We start from the raw sequence: 23,217 nt of genomic DNA, 5'->3' as shown, positions 1-23,217 counted from the left end.
TCGCACAACGCCTCCGGCGCTGGGTCGTAACGACTTGAAGTCTACGGCGAAACGCCCTCCCGCACGGAGCATCTTGCGCCGTCCGGTTCGTGCCGTCAAGTCCCTGGCGGCACGTTTTCCGCACTCCCTGCGAAAAGCTAGTTACCCGGCGGCACGGCACGGCCCCTCAGCCGAGGAGACCGGCGTCGCGGGCGGCCCGCAGCGAGGGCTTGATCCGGTGGGTCGGCCCGACCTCACCGGCGACCGCGTCGAGCGTCTTGAGGCCCTCGCCCGTATTGAACACCACCGTCTCCGCGGCCGGGTCCAGCCGACCGGAGTCAACCAGCTTACGCAGCACCGCCACCGTCACCCCGCCGGCGGTCTCCGCGAAGACCCCGGTGGTTCGCGCCAGCAGCCGCACCCCGGCGCGAATCTCGTCGTCGTCGGCGTACTCCATCCAGCCGCCGGTGCGACGCACCGCTTCGAGGGCGTAGAGGCCGGCGGCCGGATCTCCGATGTTGAGCGACTTCGCGATCCCGGTGGGCTTCACCGGAGTGACGGTGTCGCTGCCGGCGTGCAGGGCGGTGGCGATCGGATTGCAGCCGGCCGACTGCGCCCCGAAGACCTTCCAGCCGCCGGCCGGCGCCTCGACCAGCCCGATCTCGACCAGCTCGGTGAACGCCTTGTCTATCTTGGTGAGCAGCTCACCGGAGGCCATCGGGATCACCACCTGGGCGGGAATCCGCCAGCCGAGCTGCTCAGCGACCTCGTAGCCGAGCGTCTTCGAACCCTCCGCGTAGTACGGCCGGACGTTGACGTTGACGAACGCGGTGTCCTCGAACTCGTCAGTCTCCACCAGCTCGCCACAGAGCCGGTTCACGTCGTCGTAGGAACCGTCGATCGCGACCAGCTCGCCGCCGTAGACGGCGGTGGTGATGACCTTGCCCTGCTCCAGGTCGCTGGGGATGAAAACCACCGACGGCACACCCACCCGGGCCGCGTGCGCGGCGACCGAGTTCGCCAGGTTGCCGGTGGAGGCGCAGGCGAACCGGGAGAAGCCCAGCGCCCGGGCCGCGGTCAGTGCCACCGAGACCACCCGGTCCTTGAACGAGTGGGTGGGATTGGCGCTGTCGTCCTTCACCCACAGCGGGCCGGTGATGCCCACCTCACCGGCGAGGCGGCCGGCGGCCACCAGCGGGGTGAACCCGGGATCCACGGTCACCCTGCTGGTCGGGTCCTGGCCGGCGGGCAGCAGGGCGGCGTAGCGCCAGAGGTTGTGCGGGCCCGCCTCGATCTGCTCCCGCGTCACCCGGGCCAGCGCGGCCGGGTCGTAGTCGACCTCCAGCGGGCCGAAGCACTCGTAACAGGCGTGCTGCGCGACCAACGGGTAGCGGGCCGAGCAGGCGCGGCAGACCAGTGCACGGGCGGGGCTGGCGGCGGTGTCGATGCCGGATGGGGCAAGCGTCGACGTCATGTCGAGGTTCCTCTCATCTTCCCCCACATCGCACCCTGCGGCGGGGACGGAATTGGCACCTGCCCGCCGGACGCTCGACGTCGAGCGCGCAGGGTGGTTGCCGGGGCGTCATCGGGCCGTATCCCTCAGCCCCTCTGGATGAGGTATGCAGTTGTGTCGTCGAGTCTAGGCAATCTCGCCGCGCTCGTCTCCCGCCAGTCCCAGCTGGTGAGCGGGTTCAGCGGCTCCGGCGCGTGCCCCGGCGCCGCTGACACCGCCGTCAGGCCGGCACGGATCGTCGTTCGCCCGGATCGGGGTGACCTCCGCCACACCGCTCGGTCGCCGTAGCGCGTCCAACGCCCAGTTGCCCGGACCGAGCACCGCGATCAACAGGAACGACCAGCAGAAGAGCACGGAAAGCTCGCCGTGGTTGCGCAGCGGCAGCAGCGCCTCGGGTTGGTGCACCACGAAGTACGCGTAGGCCATCGAGCCCGACGCGAGCAGGGCCGCCGGCCGGGTGAAGAGCCCGACGAGCACCAGAGCTCCACAGAGCGCCTGGATCAGGGCGGCCCACCAGCCGGGCCACTCGCCGAGCGGCACGGGGTCGCCGCTGCCGCGGTTGCCGCCGAAGACGCCAAGCAACGACGCCAGGCCGTGGGTGAGAAAGAGCAGGCCGATCACCATGCGGAACAGGGACAGGGCTGGCCCGCCGAACCGGTCAGCACGCATTCCGGTACCTCCGTTTTGCCGTTGAACACCTGGCACCAGGATCCGATCTTAATGGATCTTTGTCGATGACTTCCCTCTCTGTGGGAACGCTCCCAAGCCCGTCCTGCCGGCCGAAACTTCCGAAGCGGCACACCGTGGGCGACCCGCGCCAGGCGATGCCGGCGGCGACGGCTCGCCGGTGCTGCGCACGTGTCCTCTGAAGCGGTGCGATGATGCCCGGATGGAGGTAAGGGCCGACTACCGCAGCGGGACGGTGCCCGGGCGACTCTATCGACGGCTCACCGGAGCGGTCGCCGGGATCGCCCTGCTCGCCGGCTGCGCTGCGCCGGCCGGCACACCCGGGAGTCCGGCGCGTCCTCCGCAGGTGACGGCCGGGCCACCCGACCTTGCCGAGCCCAGGCAACCGCTGATCAACGACCCGCCGGCTGCCTGTCCCGCCTCCGGGGTCCGGATCAGCCACCTTGGTGTCAGCGCGGCCATGGGGTTGCGGGCCATGGGCCTGGAACTCGTCAACTGCGGCGACCGACATTACCGACTGCACGGGTACCCGGCGCCACAACTCCGGGACGCCGACGGAAACACCATTCCGGTCCGGATCATCCACGGTGCGGAGGGGATCACCTCAGGCTTCGACGACCCGCCCCGACCGGTGATCCTGGCGCCGGGTGAGGCGGCGGGCGCCGCTCTGCTCTGGCGCAACCTGGTCGACAACCCGGCCGTCGTCGCCACCAACGCCGAGCACCTCAGGGTCGCCCCACTGCGGGATCGCCCCGCCCTGGAGGTAGCGATCCAGGGCAGCATCGACCTGGGCAACACCGACCAGCTCGGGGTCAGCGCCTGGGAGAAGCGGACGCCGACGGCGGCGCCGCCCCGGCCGAGGCCGCCGCCCAGCACAGCGGTCCCGCTGCTCTGACCGAGACTCCACGCCCTCCTGACGACAGCACAGACGGTCGGCTCGACACGTGCCCGCCGACCACAGGTGGGGCAGGCGACGCCCTCAACTGGTGATGTCCTTGCGGGTGAAACGCCAGAAGGCCAGGCCCCAGAATCCGGTGGCGTAACAGATCGCGGAGACTGCGCCCCGGACGATGTCGTCGGTCTGCACAGGTGTGGAGAGCAGCCCCAGCCACGCTGTGCTGTAGTGGGTGGGCAGGAACGACCGGATCGCGCCGAGCGCGGTGATCTGGTCCAGGATGCTGGAGAGGATCCACAACAGCACCGCGCCGCCCACCGCGCCCAGGGCCGCGTCCGTGATCACCGAAAGCAGGAACGCCAGACCGGCGACGACGAGCAGGACGACCGCCAGGTAGCCGAGTACCGCGAGCAGTCGCAGCAGCCCCTCGCCCGGCTCCAACTGGGCGGCGACCGTGCTGCGCAGCGGCGACCATCCGTAGCGCAGCGTGCCGACGGCCAGGGCGGTACCGGCCAGCAGCACCAGGGCCAGCGCCGAGTAGGTGAGCGCCACCAGCAGCTTCACCGTGAGCAGCCGGGCCCGGGGTGCCGGTATCGCCAGCAGGTAGCGCAGGCTGCCCCAGCTCGCCTCGCTCGCCACCGTGTCGCCGCAGAAGAGCGCCACCACGACGACCAGCAGGAACGAGGCGGACACGAAGATGGTGAAGAGGGCGAAGTTCAGGCCGCCGGAGGTGGCGAGATCGATCAGGCTGCCGAACTCGCCCCCGCCGTTGTCATCGTCGTTGGAGTCGAACTGGAACGCGATCAGGATGATCAGTGGCAGCAGCACCATGAAGCCGAGCGCCAGCTGGGTACGCCGCCGCGACGCCTGCCGCCGGAACTCCGCGCCGAAGGGCAGCGTCCGGGACGGCCGGTAGCCGGCCGCCGCCCCCGAGGGCGCCACGTCGGCCGCACCGCGTGTCGGCTCGACAGTCGATCCCGCCATCACCGGTCTCCACTTCCCCGTGAGTTCTCGCCCACCAAGGCAAGGAAGGCGTCCTCCAGACGGCGCCGGGGCACCACCCGGTCCACTCCGATCCCGGCCCGGACCAACTCGGCCACGACCTCGCTGCGGGCGGTGCCGTTGGTGTCCACCACCAGATGCCCGGCGTCGTCGTCGAGCACGCGTACGCCGCCGAGACCGTCGAGCACCCCCCGGGCCGCCGCCGGGTCGCTCACCTCGAACAGCACGCTCGGCGAGTCACCGACGATCTCCTCGACCGGTCCGGACGCCACGATCCTGCCCTTGTTGACCACCACGGCGTGGGTGCAGGTCTGCTCGACCTCGGCGAGCAGGTGGCTGGAGACCAGCACCGCCCGGCCGGCGGTGGCATACCGCTGGAGGACCCGGCGCATCTCGGCGATCTGCGGCGGGTCCAGCCCGTCGGTCGGCTCGTCGAGCACCAGCAGCTCCGGCAGGCCGAGCATCGCCTGGGCGATCGCCAGCCGCTGCCGCATGCCATGGCTGTACTTGCCCACCCGCCGGTGCACCGATGAGCCCAGCCCGGCGATCTCCAGCGCCTGCTCGAAGTGGGCGTCGGCCTCCGGCCGGCCGGTCGCCAGCCAGTACGCCTGAAGGTTCTTCAGGCCGGACAGGTGTGGCAGGAAACCCGGGCCCTCGACCAGCGAGCCGATCCGCGACAGCACGGGCGAGCCCGGCACCAGCCGGTGCCCGAAGACGTAGATCTCACCCGCGGTCGGCTGGGTCAGCCCCATCAGCACCCGCAAGGTGGTGGTCTTGCCGGCGCCGTTGGGCCCGAGCAGACCGACCACCTGCCCGGGGTGCACCTCGAAGTCCACCTCGGAGACCGCGACGAAGCCGTCGGCGTACTCCTTGCGCAGGTGGCGTACGGCCAGCGGGGTGTCCGCGTACTCCGGGTGCACGGAAGTGTCCTGGCGGCGGTGCCGCAGGCGCAGCACGGCCACGAGCGCGACGAGCCCGACGACGATCGTGGCGAGCAGACCGACCAGCACCCAGCGCCAGAGCACCGCCTCGGTCGGGATGGGGTCGCTGTCCACCGTCGGCAGGCTCAGCGGGGCGTCGACGACCGCCACCGTGTGCACATTCGGCGCGATCGGGGTGGTGTACGCCTGGTCGGAGGTGGCGAGGACCAGCCTGAGCCGGTGCCCGGCCTCGACCCGGTGCACGATCGCCGGCAGGGTGACGGTGACCGGCTGGGCGGCGTCGATGCTCGCCGGCAGGCCGGTGACCCGGATCGGGGCGATCAGACCGCTGGGCAGGGTGGCGCCACCCTGCTGGTCGACGTCGTAGAGCTTGGCGAAGAGGACCACCTCGCCGACGGCCGACGCCGCCCGGATCTGCACCGTCGGCGACCCGACGATGTCGACGGCGGCGTCCAGCGGCGCGGACTCGAACCGGGCGTGCTGCCCGGGTATGTCACCGGCCACCCCGCTGAGCAGCGAACTCAGCGAGCCGGCGAACGGCACGGACGAGATCGCGGCCGGGTTGCCGGCGGGCGGGTTCGCCACCCGCTGCACCGGTCCGGCCAGCGTCACCTCGCGCCGGGAATCGCCCCGCAGGCCGGGATAGTCGGCCGTACGGTAGCCGGTGGCGACGAGCCCTCGGTCCATGGCGTCGAAGCCGGCGATCCGGGAGAAGGTGAAGGTGTCGCCGGGTGCGTCGCCGTCGGCTGCGACGTAGTGGTCGAGCCACTGTGCGGTCAGGAACTTCACCCGGTCGGAGTCGGACTGTGGCCCCGCGCCGCCGTCGTGGCCGCCGGTGAACCAGGCGACCCGTACCGGGGTGCCGTTCGCGGCGATGCCACGGGCGTTCGCGTCGGCCTCGCCGAGCGGGAAGAGCGTGTCCGCCGCACCCTGCACCAGCAGGGTGGGCGCTTCGATCCGACCCAGCACCCCGGCCGGGCTGGACCGGCGCAGCAGATCGACGGCGGCCTGGTCGGCCCGGCCGGTGGCGGCGATCCGCAGGTAGGCGGCGCAGACGTCGGCGGCGAATCGGCCGCAGGCCGGATCGGCACCTCCGCCGCCGGTCAGGGCACCAGGTGCGGTCCCCGGTCCCTGTCCCGGTGCCGGGCTGGGCGGTCCGGGGGCGGGAGCGCCCTCGGGTGCCTCCTCGCTGTTGCCGGAGATTCCGGCCGGGCCGGAGCCCACGCTCCCGCCCCCGCCGAAGAAGATGCCGGCCCAGCCGGACTTGAACACGCCCTCGGTAGGCTCGCCGCCGCTGCTCTCCGGCAGAAAGGATCGGGACAGGTCGTTCCAGGTGATCATCGGAACGATCGCGTCGACCCGCTGGTCCTGGGCGGCGAGCAGCAGTGCCAGGGCGCCGCCGTAGGAGCCGCCGACCACACCCACCCGGGGATCGCCGACGCCGTCGGCTCGGATCTCCGGACGATCCGCCAGCCAGTCAAGCAGTCGCTGCGCGTCGCGTACCTCGTGGTCGGGGCTGTCCAGGTGGATCTGGCCACCGCTGCGACCGAAGCCCCGGGCGGTCCAGGTCAGCACGGCGTACCCCCGGTCGGCCAGGTCCTCCGCGTCGACGCGGACCGAGTTCTTGGTGCCGCCGAAACCGTGGGCGAGCAGGACCGCCGGAACCTTCTGCCCGGACGAGGCGTCACGCGGTAGGTACAGAGTGGTGTCCAGGTCGACCGGTTCGGCACCGTCCGGACCGGACCGGACGGTGAGCATCGAAGACTCGGTCCGGAAGTTCGGCCGATCCGGCCAGAAGGCCCAGATTGTGGCCGCCGCCAGCAGGGCGACGGCCGCTGCGGCAGCGATGGCCCGGCGGCCGGTGGGTAGGGCACGACGGATCCGTGCGGCCGGGAGCGGCGATCTCATTCGGCACACGGTACGGCTCGGAACCTGAGTACTCGCTGAGATCGGCCGTACGGCCATTCTGGCCGCCCAATCGTCATCCGAGAAAGGTCAACCGAACAACGTCCATCGGCGAACCTTTGAGCTAAATTCGCATCATGTAAATTCCTGCTCTTCGTCAGATTGCGTACTCAACGGTGCAGATCCGCCCAATCGCCGGCACTCAAAGTAGTCAGGTCGATGATCAGGAGTCACTTCACTCGAAGTGACGCAAATCCGACCGCCGCAGACCGGCTCCAGGCCATCCGCGTCGATTAGTTTTCCGGTCCGGCGCACGGGACCGGCTCGTCGACGCCGTCGGAGAACCCGCGCCACCGCCGGAGGAGATAACCATGACCGATCCCGCTCCGCGGGTCCGCCGCCGGCCCCGAACACCGGGCCGGCTGTTACCGCTGCTACTCGCCACCGCGCTGCTACTGCCGGTGGCGTTCCTCGTCGCACAGTCACACCGGCTCATCGACGCCGACCGGGCCGTCGTCGAACGGGAGCGACTCGGCGTCGAGTACCTGCGCGCCCTCGGCCCGGTGACCAATGCGCTGGTCAACTCGCAGAGCGCCGCCGTGACCGGACGGGCGCTGCCCCGGGACGCCCTCGACAAGGCGGTGGAGCAGGCCACGGCGGTCGACGTCAGGGTCGGCGGCGACCTGAACACCAGTGAGCGGTGGGCCGGGCTCCGCGCCAAGCTGGAGGCACTACCCGAGCGTCCGCTGGCCGACCCCGAGGTCGCCTTCACCACCTACGGCGAGGTCACCGACCTGCTGTTGGCCCTGCACGGCAAGGTACGCGAAACCTCCGGCCTGATCCGGGACTCCGGTGCCGACTCGTACTTCCTCCAGGACGGCGTCGGCGAAGAGATGCCCGAGGCGATGGTCGCCGCCGGCAGGCTGACCGATCTGGCTGTGCTGATCAATCGGCGGCCGGCCACCGACCGTATCCAGTCCCTCAGCCAGCTGGCCACCCTCCGCGGCGCCGCCGTCCAACCCGCCAACGACCTGGCCGACAACCTTCGGGCGGTGGTGGACAGCACGGAAAGCGCCGAACTGGGCGCCACCGTGCTCACCCCCTTCGACGCCTACCAACGGGCCTTCGAGGCGATGGCGCTGTACGCCCAGCCGTCCGACCGTGTCGGCACCGTCGACACGACCCGGCTCATCGCGGCCCGCAACGAGGCACAGACGGCCGCCCAGCTGCTCCAACCGGTTCTCCTCGACGAGATCGACCGGCTGCTGGCGAAGCGGATCGACCAGATGGACCGCGACGACCTGCTGGTCCTCGGCGCGGGCAGTCTCGCCGCCCTGCTCCTGCTGGCGCTCGCGGCGAACCTCTGGGTGTCCCGTCCGAGGGACAATTCCGCCGCTGCGGGGGCAGACGGCGGTGGGCTCGTCGAATCGCCCCGACCCACCGACACGCGGTGGAAACCCGCGACGAGCCGCCCGGCGGGCGAGCTGCAGCCGCTGGGACAGGCCCACGAGCCGGACCGGTGGAGGCCCTTCGATGCTGCTCGATAGCCTCCGGATCCGGGGCAAGCTGACCCTGCTGGTGATCATTCCCCTGTTCTGCATGCTGGGACTGACCCTGCCGGTGGTCTGGGAACGAACCGGGGTAGCCCAGCGGGCCGGCGAGATCGACAGCACCGTCCAGGTCGCCAGCCGAATCGGCACCCTGCTCCAGCACCTCCAGCGGGAACGCATGCTCGCCATCGGTACGCTCCTCGGACAGGTCCCGCCCAGCGACCTGGTGCAGGAGATCGCCGAGGTGGACGACCAGGTGGTCGACCTGCGCATCGAGTTCGACGACGAGCTGCCGGCCGAGGTGACCAACGCCCTCGACGGTGTCCAACGGCTGGCCGAGATCCGGACGGCCGTGCAGACCGGACAGGCCGGCCCAGAGCAGGTCATCGGCGCGTACGGGCCGGTCCATATCGCGCTGATCGACTCGTTGCGGCTGCCCTACGACGTGGACACGCGGACCCCGGCCGGCAAGCAGGTACTCGCGCTGGACGGCATCCTGCGCAAGAGCGAGGGTCTCAGTAGTGGCGGCGCCCTGATCGTGCTGATCGCCGCCGCCCCCGACCAGCAGCAGCTCGCCACGGCGTTCGTGGCCAACATGGCGACCCTGCAGGCGGACAGCAACAGGATGCTCGGCATGCTCACCCCCGAGCAGCGGGAACTGGTGAACATCGAGCAAACCGCGGTGGACGCCCGGACCAGCCCCGAATTCCTCGCGCAGAGCGCGCGGGACCCGGTGGCCGCGGTCGCCGGTAGCCCCCTGGAGGCGCTCTTTCCGACCGTCTCCTCGCTGGTCACCCTCGGTCAGTTCGTGGAGAAGAAGCTGGTCGCCGACGTCACCGCCGAGGTGCGCGCGCAACGACAGGCGGCGCTGGCCGCGGCGTACTGGGTGACCGCCCTGGTCGCGCTGATCCTGCTCGTCGTCGTCCTGCTCGCCCTGGCGATCGGTCGTACGGTCACCGGACCACTGACCCGACTGACCCGCTCCGCCGACCGGGTGGCCCGGGTCGCCGAGTCCGAACTGGTCCGGGTCGCCGACGACGAGACCGACAACGCCCAGCCGGTCCGGCTCGACCAGATCGACGTGCGGGCCCGGGACGAGATCGGCGACCTGGCCCGCGCCTTCGAACGGGTGCAGAACACGGCCGCCCGACTGGTGGAGCGGCAGGCCGCGAGCCGCCGCAACGTCGCGCAGATGTTCGGTCACGTCGGCCGACGCACCCAGAACCTCGTCGGTCGTCAGATCGCCCTGATCGACCGGCTGGAGCAGCAGGAGACCGAGCCGGGGCGGCTGGAGAACCTGTACCGCCTCGACCACATCTCCAGCCGGCTACGACGCAACGCCGGCAATCTCGTGGTGCTCTCCGGAGCCGCCGGGGACGTCGCGCACGTCGCGCCGGTTGCGCTGACCGACGTGGTCCGGCTGGCCCTCGGTGAGATCGAGGACTACACCCGGGTGGATCTACAGCTCCCGACCGAGGTCGCGGCGGCACCGGCGATCATCGGCGATCTGGTGCTGGCGCTCGCCGAACTCATGGAGAACGCCACTGTGTTCTCGCCGCCGCACACCCGGGTCGTGGTCGACGGCGAACTCGACGGGGACGGTTTGCGGCTGACCGTGGTGGACCACGGAATCGGCATGACGGAGGCCCGGCTGACCGACGAGAACGCCCGACTCACCCGACGGGAGCGACTCGACCTCGCCCCCACCGAGGTGCTCGGGCTCTTCGTGGTGGGTCGGTTGGCCCGCCGGCACGGATGGCAGATCGCTCTCGTCGCGACCCCCGGCGGCGGCGTCACCGCTGTCCTGCAGATCCCCCGGTCGTCGCTGGTTGTCACCGCTCCCGAGCAGGCCGCTCTCCCGGCCGTCGCGGTCGGCCGGGCGGCCCCTGTGACCGTCCCGCCGGTCCGGTACCAAATCGAGCCGGCAGGCGCCCCCGACGACGGTGTGCCGGCGACGGCCAGCGTGGGTCGTCCGGCCATCGACTCCTCCGCAGCGGCCAGCTTCGACAACAAGCTGCTCACCCGCGCCACCGAGAGCATCGAGCTGGCCGTGTCCTGGGACGCCTTCGCCACCAGTCTGGAAGCCGCCTCGTCCACCGGTGCGGAACCGGTTACCGGGGGTGCCGAGCCAGTGCCGCCAGTGCCGCCGGTGCCGACCGCCCCGCCCGCCCCGATGCCGGGCGTCCGGCAGCGGGTACCGGGGGCCAGCCTGCCGACGACGACCCGGACCAGGACAGCCAGGACGGTGGACGTCACCGGCGCCGACCCGGCCGCCGCCCGCAGCGCCGTCGAGGCCTTCGAGGCGGGGGTACGCCGGGCCGAACAGAGTCAGGGCGGCGCCATACCCGAACCGGTCGCGCCGCCCGCCCCGGCCAGCCAGTCCCAGCTGTCCCGGCGGGTTCCGGGCGCGAACCTGATCGCTGCGCTACCCCAGCAACCGATCAATCAGGACCCGGGCGACCCGGCCGAGGTCCGCGACCGCATCAACGCGTTCGAGACGGGCGTGGCCCGGGCTCTGCGCGATATCCGTACCGACCGCAGCGACGGAGAAGGAACGCCACGGTGACCAGCCCGCACGTACACGAGAATCTCGACCACCCGAACTTTCCGGGCGGTGACCTCAGCCCTGAGGCGCGCACTTTCAACTGGCTCCTGGACTCCTTCACCACAAGCACGGCGGGAGTGCTGGAGGCGATCGCCGTGTCGTCGGACGGGCTGCTGATGGCCATGTCCGCGATTAAGGACCGATCCAACGCGGAGCGCCTCGCCGCGGTCGTCTCCGGCATGACCAGCCTGGCCGGCGGTGCGGCCAGTTGGTACGCGCTCGGCGGGCTCAACCGGGTCGTCGTGGACATGGCCGAGGGCTACCTGTTGATCAGCGCGATCAGCAGTGGCTCGGTGCTCGGCGTGGTCGCCGACCGGTCGGCGAACCTGGGCACCGTCGCCTACGAGATGACCCTCTTCGCCGGACGGGCCGGTGGCGCGCTGACCCCGCGCCTCATTGCTGAACTCAAGAACTCTGTTCAGCAATGAATCCCGACGCCGCCGGTGCGGAGCAGGATCCAGTGGTCCGGATCCGGCCCTACCTGCACGAGTCCTCCCCGGCCGGCTCCGCCGAGCCGGTGGGGGTACCGGCGGCGGTCGGGTCGAAGCCCGAGGCGGTAGGGCCGGGCGGGCCCCGCCCTTTTGTGCTCACCGCCGGCCGGGTGGCCGGCGCGGACCCCACGATCGGCCTGGAGACCCAGGTGACCGCCAGATCGGCCACCGAATCGTGGAGTGCCACCACCGCCCGGCTGGCCCCGGAGCTCCAGGCGATCGTGGCGCTCTGCGGCGAGCCGATCTCGGTAGCCGAGATCTCCGCCCGGACCCGGTTGCATTTCGGCGTGACCCGGGTGCTGGTGGGCGACCTACGTGCCGCCGGCCAGCTGGACGTACACGTCACCGACGCCGACGAGGCCCTTGACCCCGACGTCATCCTGCGAGTGATTGATGGACTCCGTGCAATCTCCTGACTGGCCTGTCGCCCCGCAGGGCGCGCTCGCCGCCAACAGCGCCGCGGCCCGCTACAGCGGTCCCGCACCGACAACGCCGCCGTCCATCGGACGGGCCACGCCACCGGCACCGCCGCCGTACCGACCACCGGCTGCGGCACCGACCGCGACAGGTGCCCGGCGCGCCACGCCGCCGATCCCGGTCAAGATCCTGGTGGCCGGCGGTTTCGGGGTCGGTAAGACCACCACCGTGGGCTCGATCTCGGAGATCGCTCCGCTGACCACCGAGGCGGAGATGACCACGGCCGGCATCGGAATCGACGACCCGGGACAACATTCCGGGAAGACCACGACCACGGTGGCGATGGACTTCGGTTGCGTCACCATCGACCGGAGCCTGAAGCTCTACCTGTTCGGCACGCCGGGCCAGGCCCGCTTCGGCTTCATGTGGGAGGACCTGGCGCGGGGGGCGCTCGGCGCGCTGGTGGTGGTCGACAGCGCCCGGCTGGACGACTGTTATGCGGCGATCGACTTCTTCGAGCGGGCCGGTCTGCCCTTCGTCATCGGGGTGAACGCCTTCGATGGGCAACTGGCACACGACCTAGGTGCGATCCGGTGGGCCCTCGCGATCGGCGATCATGTGCCTCTGGTGCAGTTCGACGCCCGTCACCGACTGTCGGTTCGAGACGCCCTGCTGGTCGTCCTGGATCGTGCGCTGGAGCGGGCCACCCGGGAGAAACGGGCCTGAGCCGAACGGCTTGCGGCCTCTCGTGGGAAGGGGTGAGGCGGATGAGGGGCGGACTCGACGAGACCCTGGACCGGATGCGGCGCCGCGAAGAGGCGCTGCGCCGACGGTCCACGGAGCCGAACAACACGGGCGCAGATCAGCCCGGTTCGGAGCCGGGCGGGTCGCCCGGCTCCGAACCGGGCTGGGCGGAACCTCGCGACTCGGAGATCGGTCGGGCCGGTGCCCACGAACCGGCCCACGAGGCACCGCCACGGCATGTGGTGGAGGATGTCGCCGAGGCGCTGCGCGAGGCCGTCGCGGCACACCCTGGTGCGGCCGTCACGGCCCGCGTCGAGCAAGACGGGCAGGCGTACGACCTGCGGGTTGCCTGGACCGACCAGGAGGTCACGACCACCGCGCAGCCTGCCGCAGCAACGCCGGCCTGGCCGATGTCGCTGAACGCCGTGCCCGGCCCGTCCACCGGCCAGGACGGGCTGGGTGAGGACCCGGCGGCCCGGCTGGCCGACCTGATCCGTCGCGACCCGTCCCTGCTGGGTGGGGAGGAGCCGCCGGACTGATCGGACGCAGGATGACCGGGCCGTCTAGGGTCAGGCAGTGGGCGAACCCGAGCTGACCTTGATCGCGAGTCTGCGGCCGGCCGCACTGGACGCCCGGCGGGGCATCGTCCGGGTGCACCCGGAGGCGATGACCGCGCTCGCGCTGCGGCCGAGTGATCCGGTCCGGCTGACCGGCCGTCGGGTGACCGCCGGCATCGTCGCGGCGGCCGAGCAGACGGCGAGCGCTGCCCTGCTGCACGCCGACGACCTGATGCTGGGCAACCTCGGCGTGCGCGACGGCGGGCAGGTTCGGTTGTCACCCACCCCGGTCACCGCGGCATGGCGGGTGCTACTCACCGGGCCGGCAGAGATCGTCGCGGTGGTCTCCCCGGAGATGCTCCGGCTGGCGTTGCTCGGCAAGGTGGTCACCACCGGGGACGACGTCTCGCTGCTTCCTCAGGATGTGCTGCCGGACGCCACCACCCGCACCCTGGTCGAGGCCGCCCGGCGTAGCCTTTCCACGCGGGTCGGCTATGCCTGGACCAGCACCCTCCTGCGGGTCGTCACCGCCGAGCCCGACCCGGGCGCACTCGTCACCATGGACACCCTGGTCGGCTGGGAGGACGGCCCGACCGTCCAGGGCGACGCCAGCCTCAGGCCCGTACCGGCGACGCCGCGGACCGCCGCCACCCAGGCGGCGGACTTCCGAGCCGACACCGCGTCGCACGCCGGGAGCTCCGATCGACCGGGTGCCGAGACGGCCGAGGAACCCGGCCGGGACGCGCCGTCGGTGGACGAACTGCCCGGCCTGCGATCCCAGGCCGAGGAGCTGACCGAGCTGCTCGACCTGGGCTTCCACCACCGCGAGGTGCTCGGCCGGTTGGGTACCACCGTGGCGTTGGGGGTGCTGCTCGGCGGGCCGGCCGGCTCGGGCAAGTCGGCCCTGGTCCGGGCGGTGGCCGCCCGGACACGGGCACGGGTGCACCAGATCTGGGCTCCCGAGATCGCGGCGCTCAGCAACTCCTCGGCCGCCGCCCGGCTGCGTGCCGCGACGGCCGAGGTGCTGGCCGGCGGGCCGTCCGTGCTGCTGGTGACCGACGTGGAGGCGCTGGCACCGGCGGACGCGCCAGGGCCGGTGACGACGGTGTTTCGCCAATGCGCGGCGCAGATCGTCAGGGCCGGCGCGGCAGTGGTCTGCACCACCAGCCGATCAGAGGCCGTCGACCCGGCTCTGCGCGCCCCGGACCTGCTCTCGCTGCGGATCGACGTGCCGCTACCCGACGCCGCCCTGCGCCGGGAGCAGCTGACCGTGCTGACCCGCCCGGTGCCGCTCGCCGACGACGTTCGACTGGACGAGGTCGCCTCGCGTACGCCCGGTTTTGTCGCCGCCGATCTGGCCGCACTGGTCCGCGAGGCCGGTGTACGCGCCGCCCTGCGGCAGAAGTCGGCGGAGAAGCCGACGGTGCTGATGGCGGACTTCACCGCCGCCCTGGACGTGGTGCGGCCCACCACCATGGCCTCCGCCACCCTCGAACTGGCCCGGGTGACCCTCGACGACGTCGGTGATCTGGTGGAGGTCAAGCAGACGCTGACCGAGTCGGTGCTGTGGCCGCTGACCTACCCGGACACCTTCGCGCGGCTCGGCGTGCAACCACCGCGCGGGGTGCTGCTCTACGGGCCACCGGGCTGCGGCAAGACCTACCTGGTCACCGCCCTGGCCGGCTCCGGCCGGGCGAACGTGCTGTCGGTCAAGGGCGCGGAGTTGCTGTCGAAGTGGGTCGGCGAAAGCGAGCGCGCGGTCCGCGAGCTGTTCCGCCGCGCCCGGGAGGCCGCGCCCATGCTGATCTTTCTCGACGAGGTGGATGCCCTGGCCCCGGTACGCGGTCAGGCCACCGACGGCGGCACCACCGACCGGGTGGTCGCCGCGCTGCTTACCGAGTTGGACGGGGTCGAGGCGCTGCACAACGTCGTGGTGGTCGGCGCGACGAACCGTCCCGACCTGGTCGACCCGGCGCTGCTGCGGCCCGGACGGCTGGAACGGCTGGTCTACGTGCCGCCGCCGGACGAGGCGGCCCGGTCGGAGATCCTGCGGGCCGCCGCCCGCAACGTGCCCCTCGACCCCGACGTCGACCTGGCCGCGCTCGGTACGGGTCTGGACGGCTTCTCGGCCGCCGACTGCGCGGCCCTGGTCCGGGAGGCGGCGCTGGCCGCTATGCGCGAGTCGCTCACCGCTACCACGGTCACCGCCGCGCACGTCGCCGCCGCTCGGGCTCGGGTGCGGCCGTCCCTGGATCCGGCTCAGGTGGCCTGGCTGGCGGCGTACGCGGAGCAGCGCGGCTGAGCGACCCTCAGCAGGGTGGTGCGACGTCCAGGGAGATCTCGGCGTACACCCGGTCGCCGTCGTCCCGCAGTTTCGCCCCGCACCTTGCTAGCACGGAGCGGGCGCCGCGATGCTCCGCGGCGGTATCCGCGACGACAGTCCGCACGCCGGCCGCCGCCGCCAGGTTCAACAGTTCGCGTAGCGCCGCCGGGCCGATGCCCTGACCCCGGGCCGACTGGCCGAGCCACAACCCCATCTCGACGACGTCGGGCTCGTCCCGCCGGCTCATCCGGATCATGCCGACCACCTCGCCACCGACCACGATCGCGTACATCGCGGTACGGGTGGCTGCGTCGAGGCCGCCGAAGCTGGCCCGATGATACTCCCGGAAAGCCTCCCGCCGGGCGTGCGACCACCCGGCCGGGGCCGCCACGGGCGGCATCACCTCAGCCGGCTCGGCCTCTGCCACCGCTACGGAGAGCAACGGTTCGAGGTTCTGCTCGTCCACCGGCTCCAACCGGACCACACCCGTCACGTGCCGCAGTCTTCCGCGCCCGGAGGCCCACGTCCACCCGGTTCGCGGGGACCGGCCCCTCCGGCGGGCGGGACGGGCCGGTCGGGTCGAATTCCCCTCGTACCTCACGCTCCGTCCTCCCCTGCCGCGGCACCGCCCGCCGCAGCGTGTCCGGCCCACGCGGGCGGCGACGTCCCGGCCATCGTGTGGAGGCGGCGTCGGGATTGGCGGCGGTGCGGTGCGGTGGCTGCATGGTCAGCGTGGCGGGGGGCTCGACGGTTCCCACGCTCACCCCCAGCGGGCGGCGGGCGACGAAACCAAGGGGCGACGCCCTAGCGGCGACGGTTGCGGGCTCGGGCGGCACGCAGCCGGATCAGCCGGCCCACCAGCACCGGATCGGCGCCCAGCGCCGCCGGATTGTCCAGCAGCGTGTTCAGCATCTGGTAGTAACGGGTCGCGGAGAGCCCGAAGCGGTCACGGATGGCCTGCTCCTTGGCGCCGGCATGCCGCCACCACTGCCGTTCGAAGGCGAGGATCTCCCGCTCCTGTTCGCCGAGGTCGCCGGGTGTGGCGACTGCCGCAGGCCGATAGCCACCACCGGTCGAGGCGTCCTCCGGCGCGGCTGCGCTGTCCTGCGGCGCGGTGTCGGCGTACACCGGAGCCGACTCCACGTCGGGGGCGGACCTCGGCGGCGGCACGGTGACCGCCTCCGGGCCGGTCTGCGCGGCCGGGGTGGCGTCGGCGGGCTGCATGGGGCTCCTCACGGCGACGGCCGGCACGGGCGACACCAACCGGGCCTCCCAGCCTAACCAGGGCCTTCACCCGACGCACCCCGACGCCTCGTGGACCCGGCCAGCCGCTGACCGACCGGGTCCACGGAACCGTCAGGTGATGTCCCGTCGACGCATCGTCCACAGCGCCGCACCGAGGAAGAGCACGACTCCGACGGTGAACAGCGCCGACGAGTGCTGCCAGGTGATGTCCAACGTGGCCGGCTGACACTCACCGGTGAATGTGGCATTGCACGACTGCCAGTCCTGCAGCGTGATCGTCTTGGCCATCCAGGCCAGCGCGTACGTGGGCAGCAGCCACGCCTCGGCGAAGCGGACCCCGGCGAGCTCCAGCAGGATACCGAGCCCGATCTGGCCGACCACCATGACCGCGATCGCACCGCCGAGTGCCATCGCGGTGTGCCGGCCGAGCGACGCCAGGGCGAAGCCCACCGTCGCCGCGACCAGCGCCAGCACGATGCCGCGCAACCCGGTGAGCAGGAATGACTGCCACACACCGGCGGTCATCCGCTCGGTGGTCCCGCGCCAGTTCGCGATCAGCCACATGCCGCCGAACCAGGCTGCGGTGGCGGGCAGGGCCACCGCCAGCAGCCCGGTGAGCAACGCACCCAGCTTGGTGAGCAGGACAGTCATCCGCCTGGGGCGCCAGAGCAGCAGGTTCATCATCCCGCCGGTGCTCCATTCGGCACCGATGAAGGAGGCACCGACAACGAAGCCGATCAGGCCCAGGATCGCGGCGAGCGGGACCAGCAGTTTCCCGAAGGTCTCGCGGAACTCGAAGGTCGACGGGAGATACCACCTCGCCTGGAACGCCTCGCGCGGCGGCGAGTTGATGCTCGCGCAGTCGGTGGTGTGGAACTCGGTGCCGGAGGTCTTCGCCCGCTCGCAGTTGGCGCGCTCTTCCTCGGACCAGCGGGCCTGCGACCGGTAGTCCTGCTCGGCGCTCCGCTCGGCCGCGGCCCACTGCTCGGGACCGATCTTCTGGTTGCTGACGAACATGCCCAGGGCCACCAGGACCAGCACCAGCAGGCCCCCCGCCGTCATCCAGCGGGCGAGGCGCCGCTTGGCCAGCCGGCGCAGTTCGGTACGGAAGAGACTCACGCGCCCCAACCTCCTCCGGCGGGCGCGGACGACTCCACCCCGTCGACTCGTACGGACTGGTCGACCTGCCGGTGCTGGCCGGGTACCGGCGCGGTGGCGGTCAGTTCGAGGAAGACGCTCTCCAGATCGACCGCGATCGGCGCCAGTTCGCTGACGTAGAGGCCCTGATCGGCCAGCAGTCGGGTGACCGTGGCCGGCTTGTCCACTCCGGCGAGCATCAGGTGGTCCGGGTTCGGGTTGACTCGTATGCCGGCGCGGGTCAGCGCGGTGGCGGCGACGGGGAGGTCGGCGACCGCCTCCAGGCGTACCCGGACCGCGCCGGACGAGTGCTGCGCCAGCACCTCCTCGACGGGGCCGAAGGCGACCCGCCGGCCCAACGAGATGATGGTGACCGAGTCGCAGATCAACTGGATCTCGCCGAGGATGTGGCTGGAGAGCACCACCGTCATCCCGGACTCGGCTAGGTCGCGCATCAGCCCACGCATCTCCCGGATGCCGCCCGGGTCGAGGCCGTTGGCCGGCTCGTCCAGGATCAGCAGCCGCGGGTTCTTCAGCAGCGCGGATGCGACGGCGAGGCGCTGCTTCATGCCGAGCGAGTACGTCTTGACCCGCTCGTCGGCCCGGTCGCGCAGGCCGACCAGCTCCAGCACCTCGTCGACCCGCTGCTCGGGCAGGTCGCTGGCGCTGGCCAGCAGCGACAGGGTGTCCCGCGCGCTGAAGTGCGGAAAGAACTGCGGGCTCTCCACGATCGCGCCGACCTGCCCGGCGATCTGCGGCAGCATGTCGGGCACCTCGTGCCCGAGGATCGCCATCCGGCCGCCGTCGGGTCGGATCAGGCCGAGCAGCGTACGCAGTGTGGTGGTCTTGCCCGAGCCGTTGGGGCCGAGGAAGCCGTGCACCTGCCCCGCTTCGACGCGCATGTCGAAGCCGTCCAGGGCGTTGCGGGTGCCGCGTCGTCGACTCCGGTACGTCTTGCGTAGACCTTCTATTTCCAGGACAGCTGGCAAGCTGCGCCTCCCCCGTTGGTGTGGTGGACGACGACACCATACGCGGTATACAAAGGAGCGCAATACCCGGTATGCATCGCCACGCCGAACAGCTTGTCGAGAGCAGGCTCAACCGCCCGCCAACAAGGGGCCCTTCCTTGCACCTCAGGCGCAAATGACGCGTACGCCGGCAGTGCGGAACGCCTCGATCACCTCAGGAACGGCGCCGGAGTCGGTGACCAGCGTCTCGACCCGGTCTACCGGGCAGATCCGGGCGAACGCGTGACCACCCAACTTGGACGAGTCAGCGATGATCACCACTCGCTTGGCCCGGGCCACCATCAGGTTGTTCATCGCCGCCTCGCCCTCGTGGTGGGCGGCGGCACCGAGTTGTGGGTCGATCGCGTCCACTCCGAGCAGCGCCACATCCAGGGTGACCTCCCGCAGCAACGCACCGCCCAGCGGGCCGACCAGCTCGAAGGACTTCGGCCGGACCACCCCGCCGGCCACCACCACCTTCATCCGGGACCGGACCAGCAGCTCGTTGGCGATGTTCAGGGCGTTGGTGACCACGGTCAGCTGAGCGCCCTCCGCATTGGTGTTGAGATCCGGCCGCACGGCCAGCGCCCGGGCCACCTCGGTGCTGGTGGTGCCGCCGTTGAGACCGACCACCGTGCCCGGCGAGACGAGAGCCGCCGCGGCGGCACCGATGCGCTGCTTCTCGGCCGAGTGCTTGGCCGTCTTGTACCGCAGCGGCAGGTCGTAGGAGACTCCGTTGGCGACCGCCCCACCCCGGGTACGGGTGATCATCTGCTGCTGGGCGAGCTGGTCGAAGTCCCGGCGGATGGTGGCCTGGGATACGTCCAGGCGCACGGCGGCATCCTCGACGGCGACCCGACCGGAGTCGGCCAGCATTTCGAGCAGGGCGTTCCATCTCGCGTAGCGGTCCACCCCGGAGCCTCCGTGCCTGCACGATCGGTGATTGGTTGCGTGCACACTAGTGCTCGAAACTACGATGAGGCAAAGCCCTCGACTGCACGGGCACCCTTCCGGTTGCCTTCCGTCCCGTCCTTCGCGCAGAATGACGCGCGAAAGCCGGGATTAACGAGCCATATTGCGCATCGGTCCGCCCCTGCGAGGAGTGTTTCTCATGGCGTACGTCCACGCGGAGATCGCGAGCCAGCCGGACTGCTGGCGCCAGGCCGCCGAACTCGCGCCGGAGATGCTCGACCGGCTGCCGCGCCCCGGCGAGCGGGTCGCCGTCGTCGGCTGCGGCACATCGTGGTTCATCGCCATGGCGTACGCGGCCCGTCGCGAGGCCGCCGGTCAGGGCGAGACAGACGCCTTCCAGGCCAGCGAGTTCCCGCTCGACCGCCGCTACGACCGCCTGCTGGCGATCACCCGGTCCGGCACCACCACCGAGGTGCTGGACCTGCTCGCCGCGCTACGCGGGCGGACATCGACCACGGTGCTGGTTGGTGACCCCGACTCACCGGCGGCTCGCGCCGCCGACGCGGCCGTCACCATGCCGTTCGCCGACGAACGCTCGGTGGTGCAGACCCGCTTCGCCACCACCGCGTTGGCGCTGCTCCGCGCCCACCTCGGCGACAACATGACGACCCTGGTCGCCGACGCGGAGGTCGCCGTCCGCTCCCCGTTGCCGATCGACCCGAGCCTGATCGAACAGGTCACCTTCCTCGGTCGCGGCTGGACCATCGGGCTCGCCCAGGAGGCCGCGCTCAAGTGCCGTGAGGCGGCGACCTTCTGGGCCGAGGCGTACCCGGCGATGGACTACCGGCACGGCCCAATCTCGGTGGCCGCGTCCGGTCGGCTGGTCTGGGCCTTCGGCGAACTGCCCGAAGGGCTGCCCGAGGATGTCGCCGCCACCGGCGCAACCTTCGCGCACAGCCGGACCCACGGGTACCACACGGTGCTCGGCCGGTGGGCGGCCGGACGCACCCCGGTCGACCCGATGGCCGACCTGATCCTGGCGCAGCGCTTCGCCGTCGCCCTCGCCACCAGTCGTGGGCTCGACCCGGATGCCCCCCGGCACCTGAGCCGCTCCGTGGTGCTCACGTGAGTTCCTCGCCACGAGATCCTGGTACGGCACTACGCTCAACGAGCGCGCATCCGCACCCGGCTTCGATCGCGTCGAGGCGTCCGGTGACGGCGTGCGAATGAGCGGCAGCGAGGTTGCCGTCGCACTGGACGTGGGTGGCACCGGGATGAAGTGCGCGCTGGTCGGCCCAGACGGTGCCGTACGGCACTCCGAACGGCACCCCACCGACGCCGGACGCGGTCCCGCCGCGGTGGTCGAGACGATCCTGGCGGTCGCTGACGGGCTGGCTGCCAAGGCGCGAGCGGACGGACTCGCCCCGACCGCGCTCGGCATCGTGGTGCCGGGCGTTGTGGACGAGGCGCGCGGCGTCGCACTCTGGTCGGCAAACGTCGGCTTCCGGGACGTACCCCTGCGCGAGCTGGCGTCCCGGCGGCTCGGCCTGCCCACGGCGCTCGGCCACGACGTGCGCGCGGGCGGCCTTGCCGAGGCGCGGTTGGGTGCCGGCCGCAACGCCGGACACGTGCTCTTCGTGGCGATCGGCACCGGCATAGCCGCCGCGCACGTGGTGACCGGATCGGCGGTGACCGGGGCACACGGCGCCGCCGGGGAACTCGGTCACATCCTGGTTCGCCCGGGCGGACCGGTCTGTGGTTGCGGGCGGCCGGGCTGCCTGGAGGCGATCGCCTCTGCCTCCGCCGTCGCCCACCGCTACACCGAACTCGCCGCCACCGGCATCACGTCGGACCCCGGGTCCGCCACCGCACCCGGGGCGAACCGGACGATGGTTGGCGCCGCCGAGGTGGCCGCTCGGGCCGCGGCCGGCGAGCGACTGGCCACCCAGGTCTGGCGGGAGGCCGTCGAGGCGCTGGCCGACGGTCTCGCCACCGGCCAGGCCCTCTTCGACGTGGAAACCATCGTCCTGGGCGGCGGTCTCGCCCAGGCCGGCGCCGGACTGTTCGACCCGCTGCGTGCCGCGCTGCGGGACCGGCTGACCTTTCACCGGGAACCACGACTGGTCCCGGCCGCCCTCGGCGACGAGGCGGGCTGCCTCGGCGCCGCCCTGCTCGCTCTCGACCAACTGGAGAAGCGGTGACCATTCGGGTAAACGGCAAGGTGGTGACCCCGAGCGGGGTGATCGGGCAGGGCTGCGTCGAGGTCAGGGGTGATCGGATCAGCGCCGTCGCCGAGTACCCGTCGGCGCGGGACGGGCACTGGATCGTGCCCGGCTTCGTGGACATCCACACGCACGGCGGTGGCGGCCACACCTTCACCACCGGCGACGCCGGCCAGGCCCGGGCCGCTGCCGCGTTCCACCTGAGACACGGCACCACCAGCCTGCTGGCCAGCCTGGTCAGTGCACCGCTGGAACTGATGCGCGCAGCCACCACCGCCTTCGCGCCGTTGGTTCGCGGCGGCGTGCTGGCCGGCATCCACTTCGAAGGGCCGTACCTCTCCGCCGCACGCTGTGGCGCGCAGAACCCGGAGTTCCTCCGCGACCCGTCCGCCGACGAGCTCACCGAATTGATCAAACTCGGTGACGGTACGGTGCGGATGGTCACCATCGCCCCCGAGCGTGCGGGCGCGCTGGAGGCCATCGAACTGCTCACCCGGCACGGGGTGGTCGCCGCCGTCGGTCACACCGACGCGACGTACGAGCAGACCCGCGCCGCCCTGTCGGCGGGCGCGACCGTCGGCACCCACCTGTTCAACGGGATGCGCCCGGTGCACCACCGGGAGCCCGGCCCGGTGGTGGCGCTGCTGTCCGCACCAGGCGTGGTCTGCGAACTCGTCGCCGACGGGGTCCACCTGCACGAGGGAACGCTCACCTTCGCCACCGCGACGGCCGGACCGGAACGCTGCGCGCTGATCACCGACGCGATGGCCGCCGCCGGCATGGCCGACGGTGAGTACGAGCTGGGCGGCCAGGAAGTGACCGTGACCGGCGGGGTGGCCCGGCTCTCCCGCGACGGCGCGATCGCCGGCAGCACCCTGACCATGGACGCGGCGCTGCGCAGCGCGGTGGCCGCCGGCGTCGAGGTCCCCGACGCGGCCCGGATGGCCTCGACCACCCCGGCCCTGGCGGTCGGCCTCCGCGATCGGGTCGGAGCCCTCCAGGTCGGGCTGCGCGCCGACCTGGTCGTGCTCGACGACGACCTGAAGGTCGTTCGGGTGATGCGGGCCGGCACCTGGGTGGAATGA

Annotated in this window: 20 protein-coding genes and 1 riboswitch; of the genes, 11 read left to right on the top strand and 9 right to left on the bottom strand. The window is 71.7% G+C overall.

The features are described 5' to 3' along the window. Positions 1–166: 166 nt before the first annotated feature. Together thrC and ACFHWY_RS00815 are read right to left on the bottom strand one after the other, a co-directional pair. Positions 167–1,453 (bottom strand): threonine synthase, encoded by a 1,287-nt coding sequence (gene thrC / locus ACFHWY_RS00820; RefSeq protein ID WP_416578124.1) that lies wholly within the window; start codon positions 1,451–1,453, stop codon positions 167–169. Positions 1,454–1,463: 10 nt separating this feature from the next. Then, positions 1,464–1,598, bottom strand: a riboswitch (SAM riboswitch). 20 nt (positions 1,599–1,618) lie between these two features. Continuing rightward, on the bottom strand, positions 1,619–2,161 hold the full coding sequence (locus tag ACFHWY_RS00815; protein ID WP_416578123.1) for a DoxX family protein: 543 nt from the start codon (positions 2,159–2,161) through the stop codon (positions 1,619–1,621). A 220-nt stretch (positions 2,162–2,381) separates the two neighbouring features. On the opposite strand from ACFHWY_RS00815, the gene ACFHWY_RS00810 reads away from it, so the two are divergent. After that, positions 2,382–3,074, top strand: a complete 693-nt coding sequence (locus tag ACFHWY_RS00810; protein WP_416578122.1) for a DUF4232 domain-containing protein — start codon at positions 2,382–2,384, stop codon at positions 3,072–3,074. Positions 3,075–3,158: 84 nt separating this feature from the next. Here the strand turns inward: ACFHWY_RS00810 and ACFHWY_RS00805 are convergent, their stop codons facing one another. Next, positions 3,159–4,058, bottom strand: a complete 900-nt coding sequence (locus ACFHWY_RS00805; protein WP_416578121.1) for an ABC transporter permease — start codon at positions 4,056–4,058, stop codon at positions 3,159–3,161. Then, complete coding sequence (locus tag ACFHWY_RS00800) at positions 4,058–6,925, bottom strand: alpha/beta fold hydrolase (RefSeq protein WP_416578120.1); 2,868 nt, start codon at positions 6,923–6,925, stop codon at positions 4,058–4,060. The genes ACFHWY_RS00805 and ACFHWY_RS00800 overlap by 1 nt, the downstream gene beginning before the upstream one ends. A gap of 368 nt (positions 6,926–7,293) precedes the next feature. On the opposite strand from ACFHWY_RS00800, the gene ACFHWY_RS00795 reads away from it, so the two are divergent. From ACFHWY_RS00795 to ACFHWY_RS00765, 7 genes are read left to right on the top strand one after another with little or no spacing between them, the layout of a single operon-like run. Next, positions 7,294–8,469, top strand: a complete 1,176-nt coding sequence (locus ACFHWY_RS00795) for a hypothetical protein (RefSeq protein WP_416578119.1) — start codon at positions 7,294–7,296, stop codon at positions 8,467–8,469. Continuing rightward, the gene (locus ACFHWY_RS00790) at positions 8,456–11,038 is read left to right on the top strand and encodes a nitrate- and nitrite sensing domain-containing protein (protein WP_416578118.1); all 2,583 of its coding nucleotides are present in this window, start codon (positions 8,456–8,458) and stop codon (positions 11,036–11,038) included. The genes ACFHWY_RS00795 and ACFHWY_RS00790 overlap by 14 nt, the downstream gene beginning before the upstream one ends. After that, the gene (locus ACFHWY_RS00785; protein ID WP_416578117.1) at positions 11,035–11,505 is read left to right on the top strand and encodes a roadblock/LC7 domain-containing protein; all 471 of its coding nucleotides are present in this window, start codon (positions 11,035–11,037) and stop codon (positions 11,503–11,505) included. Before ACFHWY_RS00790 ends, ACFHWY_RS00785 begins: the two co-directional genes overlap by 4 nt. Continuing rightward, on the top strand, positions 11,502–11,984 hold the full coding sequence (locus ACFHWY_RS00780; RefSeq protein WP_416578116.1) for a DUF742 domain-containing protein: 483 nt from the start codon (positions 11,502–11,504) through the stop codon (positions 11,982–11,984). The genes ACFHWY_RS00785 and ACFHWY_RS00780 overlap by 4 nt, the downstream gene beginning before the upstream one ends. Beyond that, positions 11,962–12,711 (top strand): GTP-binding protein, encoded by a 750-nt coding sequence (locus ACFHWY_RS00775; protein WP_416578115.1) that lies wholly within the window; start codon positions 11,962–11,964, stop codon positions 12,709–12,711. The genes ACFHWY_RS00780 and ACFHWY_RS00775 overlap by 23 nt, the downstream gene beginning before the upstream one ends. A gap of 41 nt (positions 12,712–12,752) precedes the next feature. Further along, positions 12,753–13,268 (top strand): hypothetical protein, encoded by a 516-nt coding sequence (locus ACFHWY_RS00770; RefSeq protein WP_416578114.1) that lies wholly within the window; start codon positions 12,753–12,755, stop codon positions 13,266–13,268. Positions 13,269–13,305: 37 nt separating this feature from the next. Beyond that, positions 13,306–15,588 (top strand): AAA family ATPase, encoded by a 2,283-nt coding sequence (locus ACFHWY_RS00765; RefSeq protein WP_416578113.1) that lies wholly within the window; start codon positions 13,306–13,308, stop codon positions 15,586–15,588. 7 nt (positions 15,589–15,595) lie between these two features. On the opposite strand, the gene ACFHWY_RS00760 is transcribed toward ACFHWY_RS00765, so the two are convergent. From ACFHWY_RS00760 to ACFHWY_RS00740, 5 genes are all read right to left on the bottom strand, one after another. Next, positions 15,596–16,102: a GNAT family N-acetyltransferase gene (locus tag ACFHWY_RS00760; protein ID WP_416578112.1), complete on the bottom strand. Its 507-nt coding sequence runs from the start codon at positions 16,100–16,102 to the stop codon at positions 15,596–15,598. 311 nt (positions 16,103–16,413) lie between these two features. Beyond that, the gene (locus ACFHWY_RS00755) at positions 16,414–16,845 is read right to left on the bottom strand and encodes a DUF3263 domain-containing protein (RefSeq protein ID WP_416578644.1); all 432 of its coding nucleotides are present in this window, start codon (positions 16,843–16,845) and stop codon (positions 16,414–16,416) included. 120 nt (positions 16,846–16,965) lie between these two features. Continuing rightward, positions 16,966–17,973 (bottom strand): ABC transporter permease subunit, encoded by a 1,008-nt coding sequence (locus tag ACFHWY_RS00750; protein WP_416578111.1) that lies wholly within the window; start codon positions 17,971–17,973, stop codon positions 16,966–16,968. Continuing rightward, complete coding sequence (locus tag ACFHWY_RS00745; protein ID WP_416578110.1) at positions 17,970–18,980, bottom strand: ATP-binding cassette domain-containing protein; 1,011 nt, start codon at positions 18,978–18,980, stop codon at positions 17,970–17,972. The genes ACFHWY_RS00750 and ACFHWY_RS00745 overlap by 4 nt, the downstream gene beginning before the upstream one ends. Before the next feature lie 144 nt (positions 18,981–19,124). After that, positions 19,125–19,910: a DeoR/GlpR family DNA-binding transcription regulator gene (locus ACFHWY_RS00740; RefSeq protein ID WP_416578109.1), complete on the bottom strand. Its 786-nt coding sequence runs from the start codon at positions 19,908–19,910 to the stop codon at positions 19,125–19,127. Positions 19,911–20,109: 199 nt separating this feature from the next. Here ACFHWY_RS00740 and ACFHWY_RS00735 point away from each other — a divergent pair, with 199 nt between their 5' ends. The 3 genes from ACFHWY_RS00735 (at position 20,110) to nagA (ending at position 23,217) form a co-directional block, all read left to right on the top strand. Beyond that, entirely contained in the window at positions 20,110–21,039 is a 930-nt protein-coding gene (locus tag ACFHWY_RS00735) for an SIS domain-containing protein (RefSeq protein ID WP_416578108.1), read from the top strand. Between the two features lie 97 nt (positions 21,040–21,136). Continuing rightward, the gene (locus ACFHWY_RS00730; RefSeq protein ID WP_416578107.1) at positions 21,137–22,111 is read left to right on the top strand and encodes an ROK family protein; all 975 of its coding nucleotides are present in this window, start codon (positions 21,137–21,139) and stop codon (positions 22,109–22,111) included. Further along, positions 22,108–23,217 carry an N-acetylglucosamine-6-phosphate deacetylase gene (gene nagA / locus ACFHWY_RS00725; protein WP_416578106.1) on the top strand — a complete coding sequence of 370 codons (1,110 nt, stop codon included), beginning with the start codon at positions 22,108–22,110 and terminating at the stop codon, positions 23,215–23,217. The genes ACFHWY_RS00730 and nagA overlap by 4 nt, the downstream gene beginning before the upstream one ends.

The sequence above is a fragment of the Micromonospora sp. LOL_024 genome, assembly GCF_048060415.1.
Classification (GTDB): Bacteria; Actinomycetota; Actinomycetes; order Mycobacteriales; family Micromonosporaceae; genus Micromonospora.
This window is presented reverse-complemented; position numbering and strand designations above follow the sequence as displayed.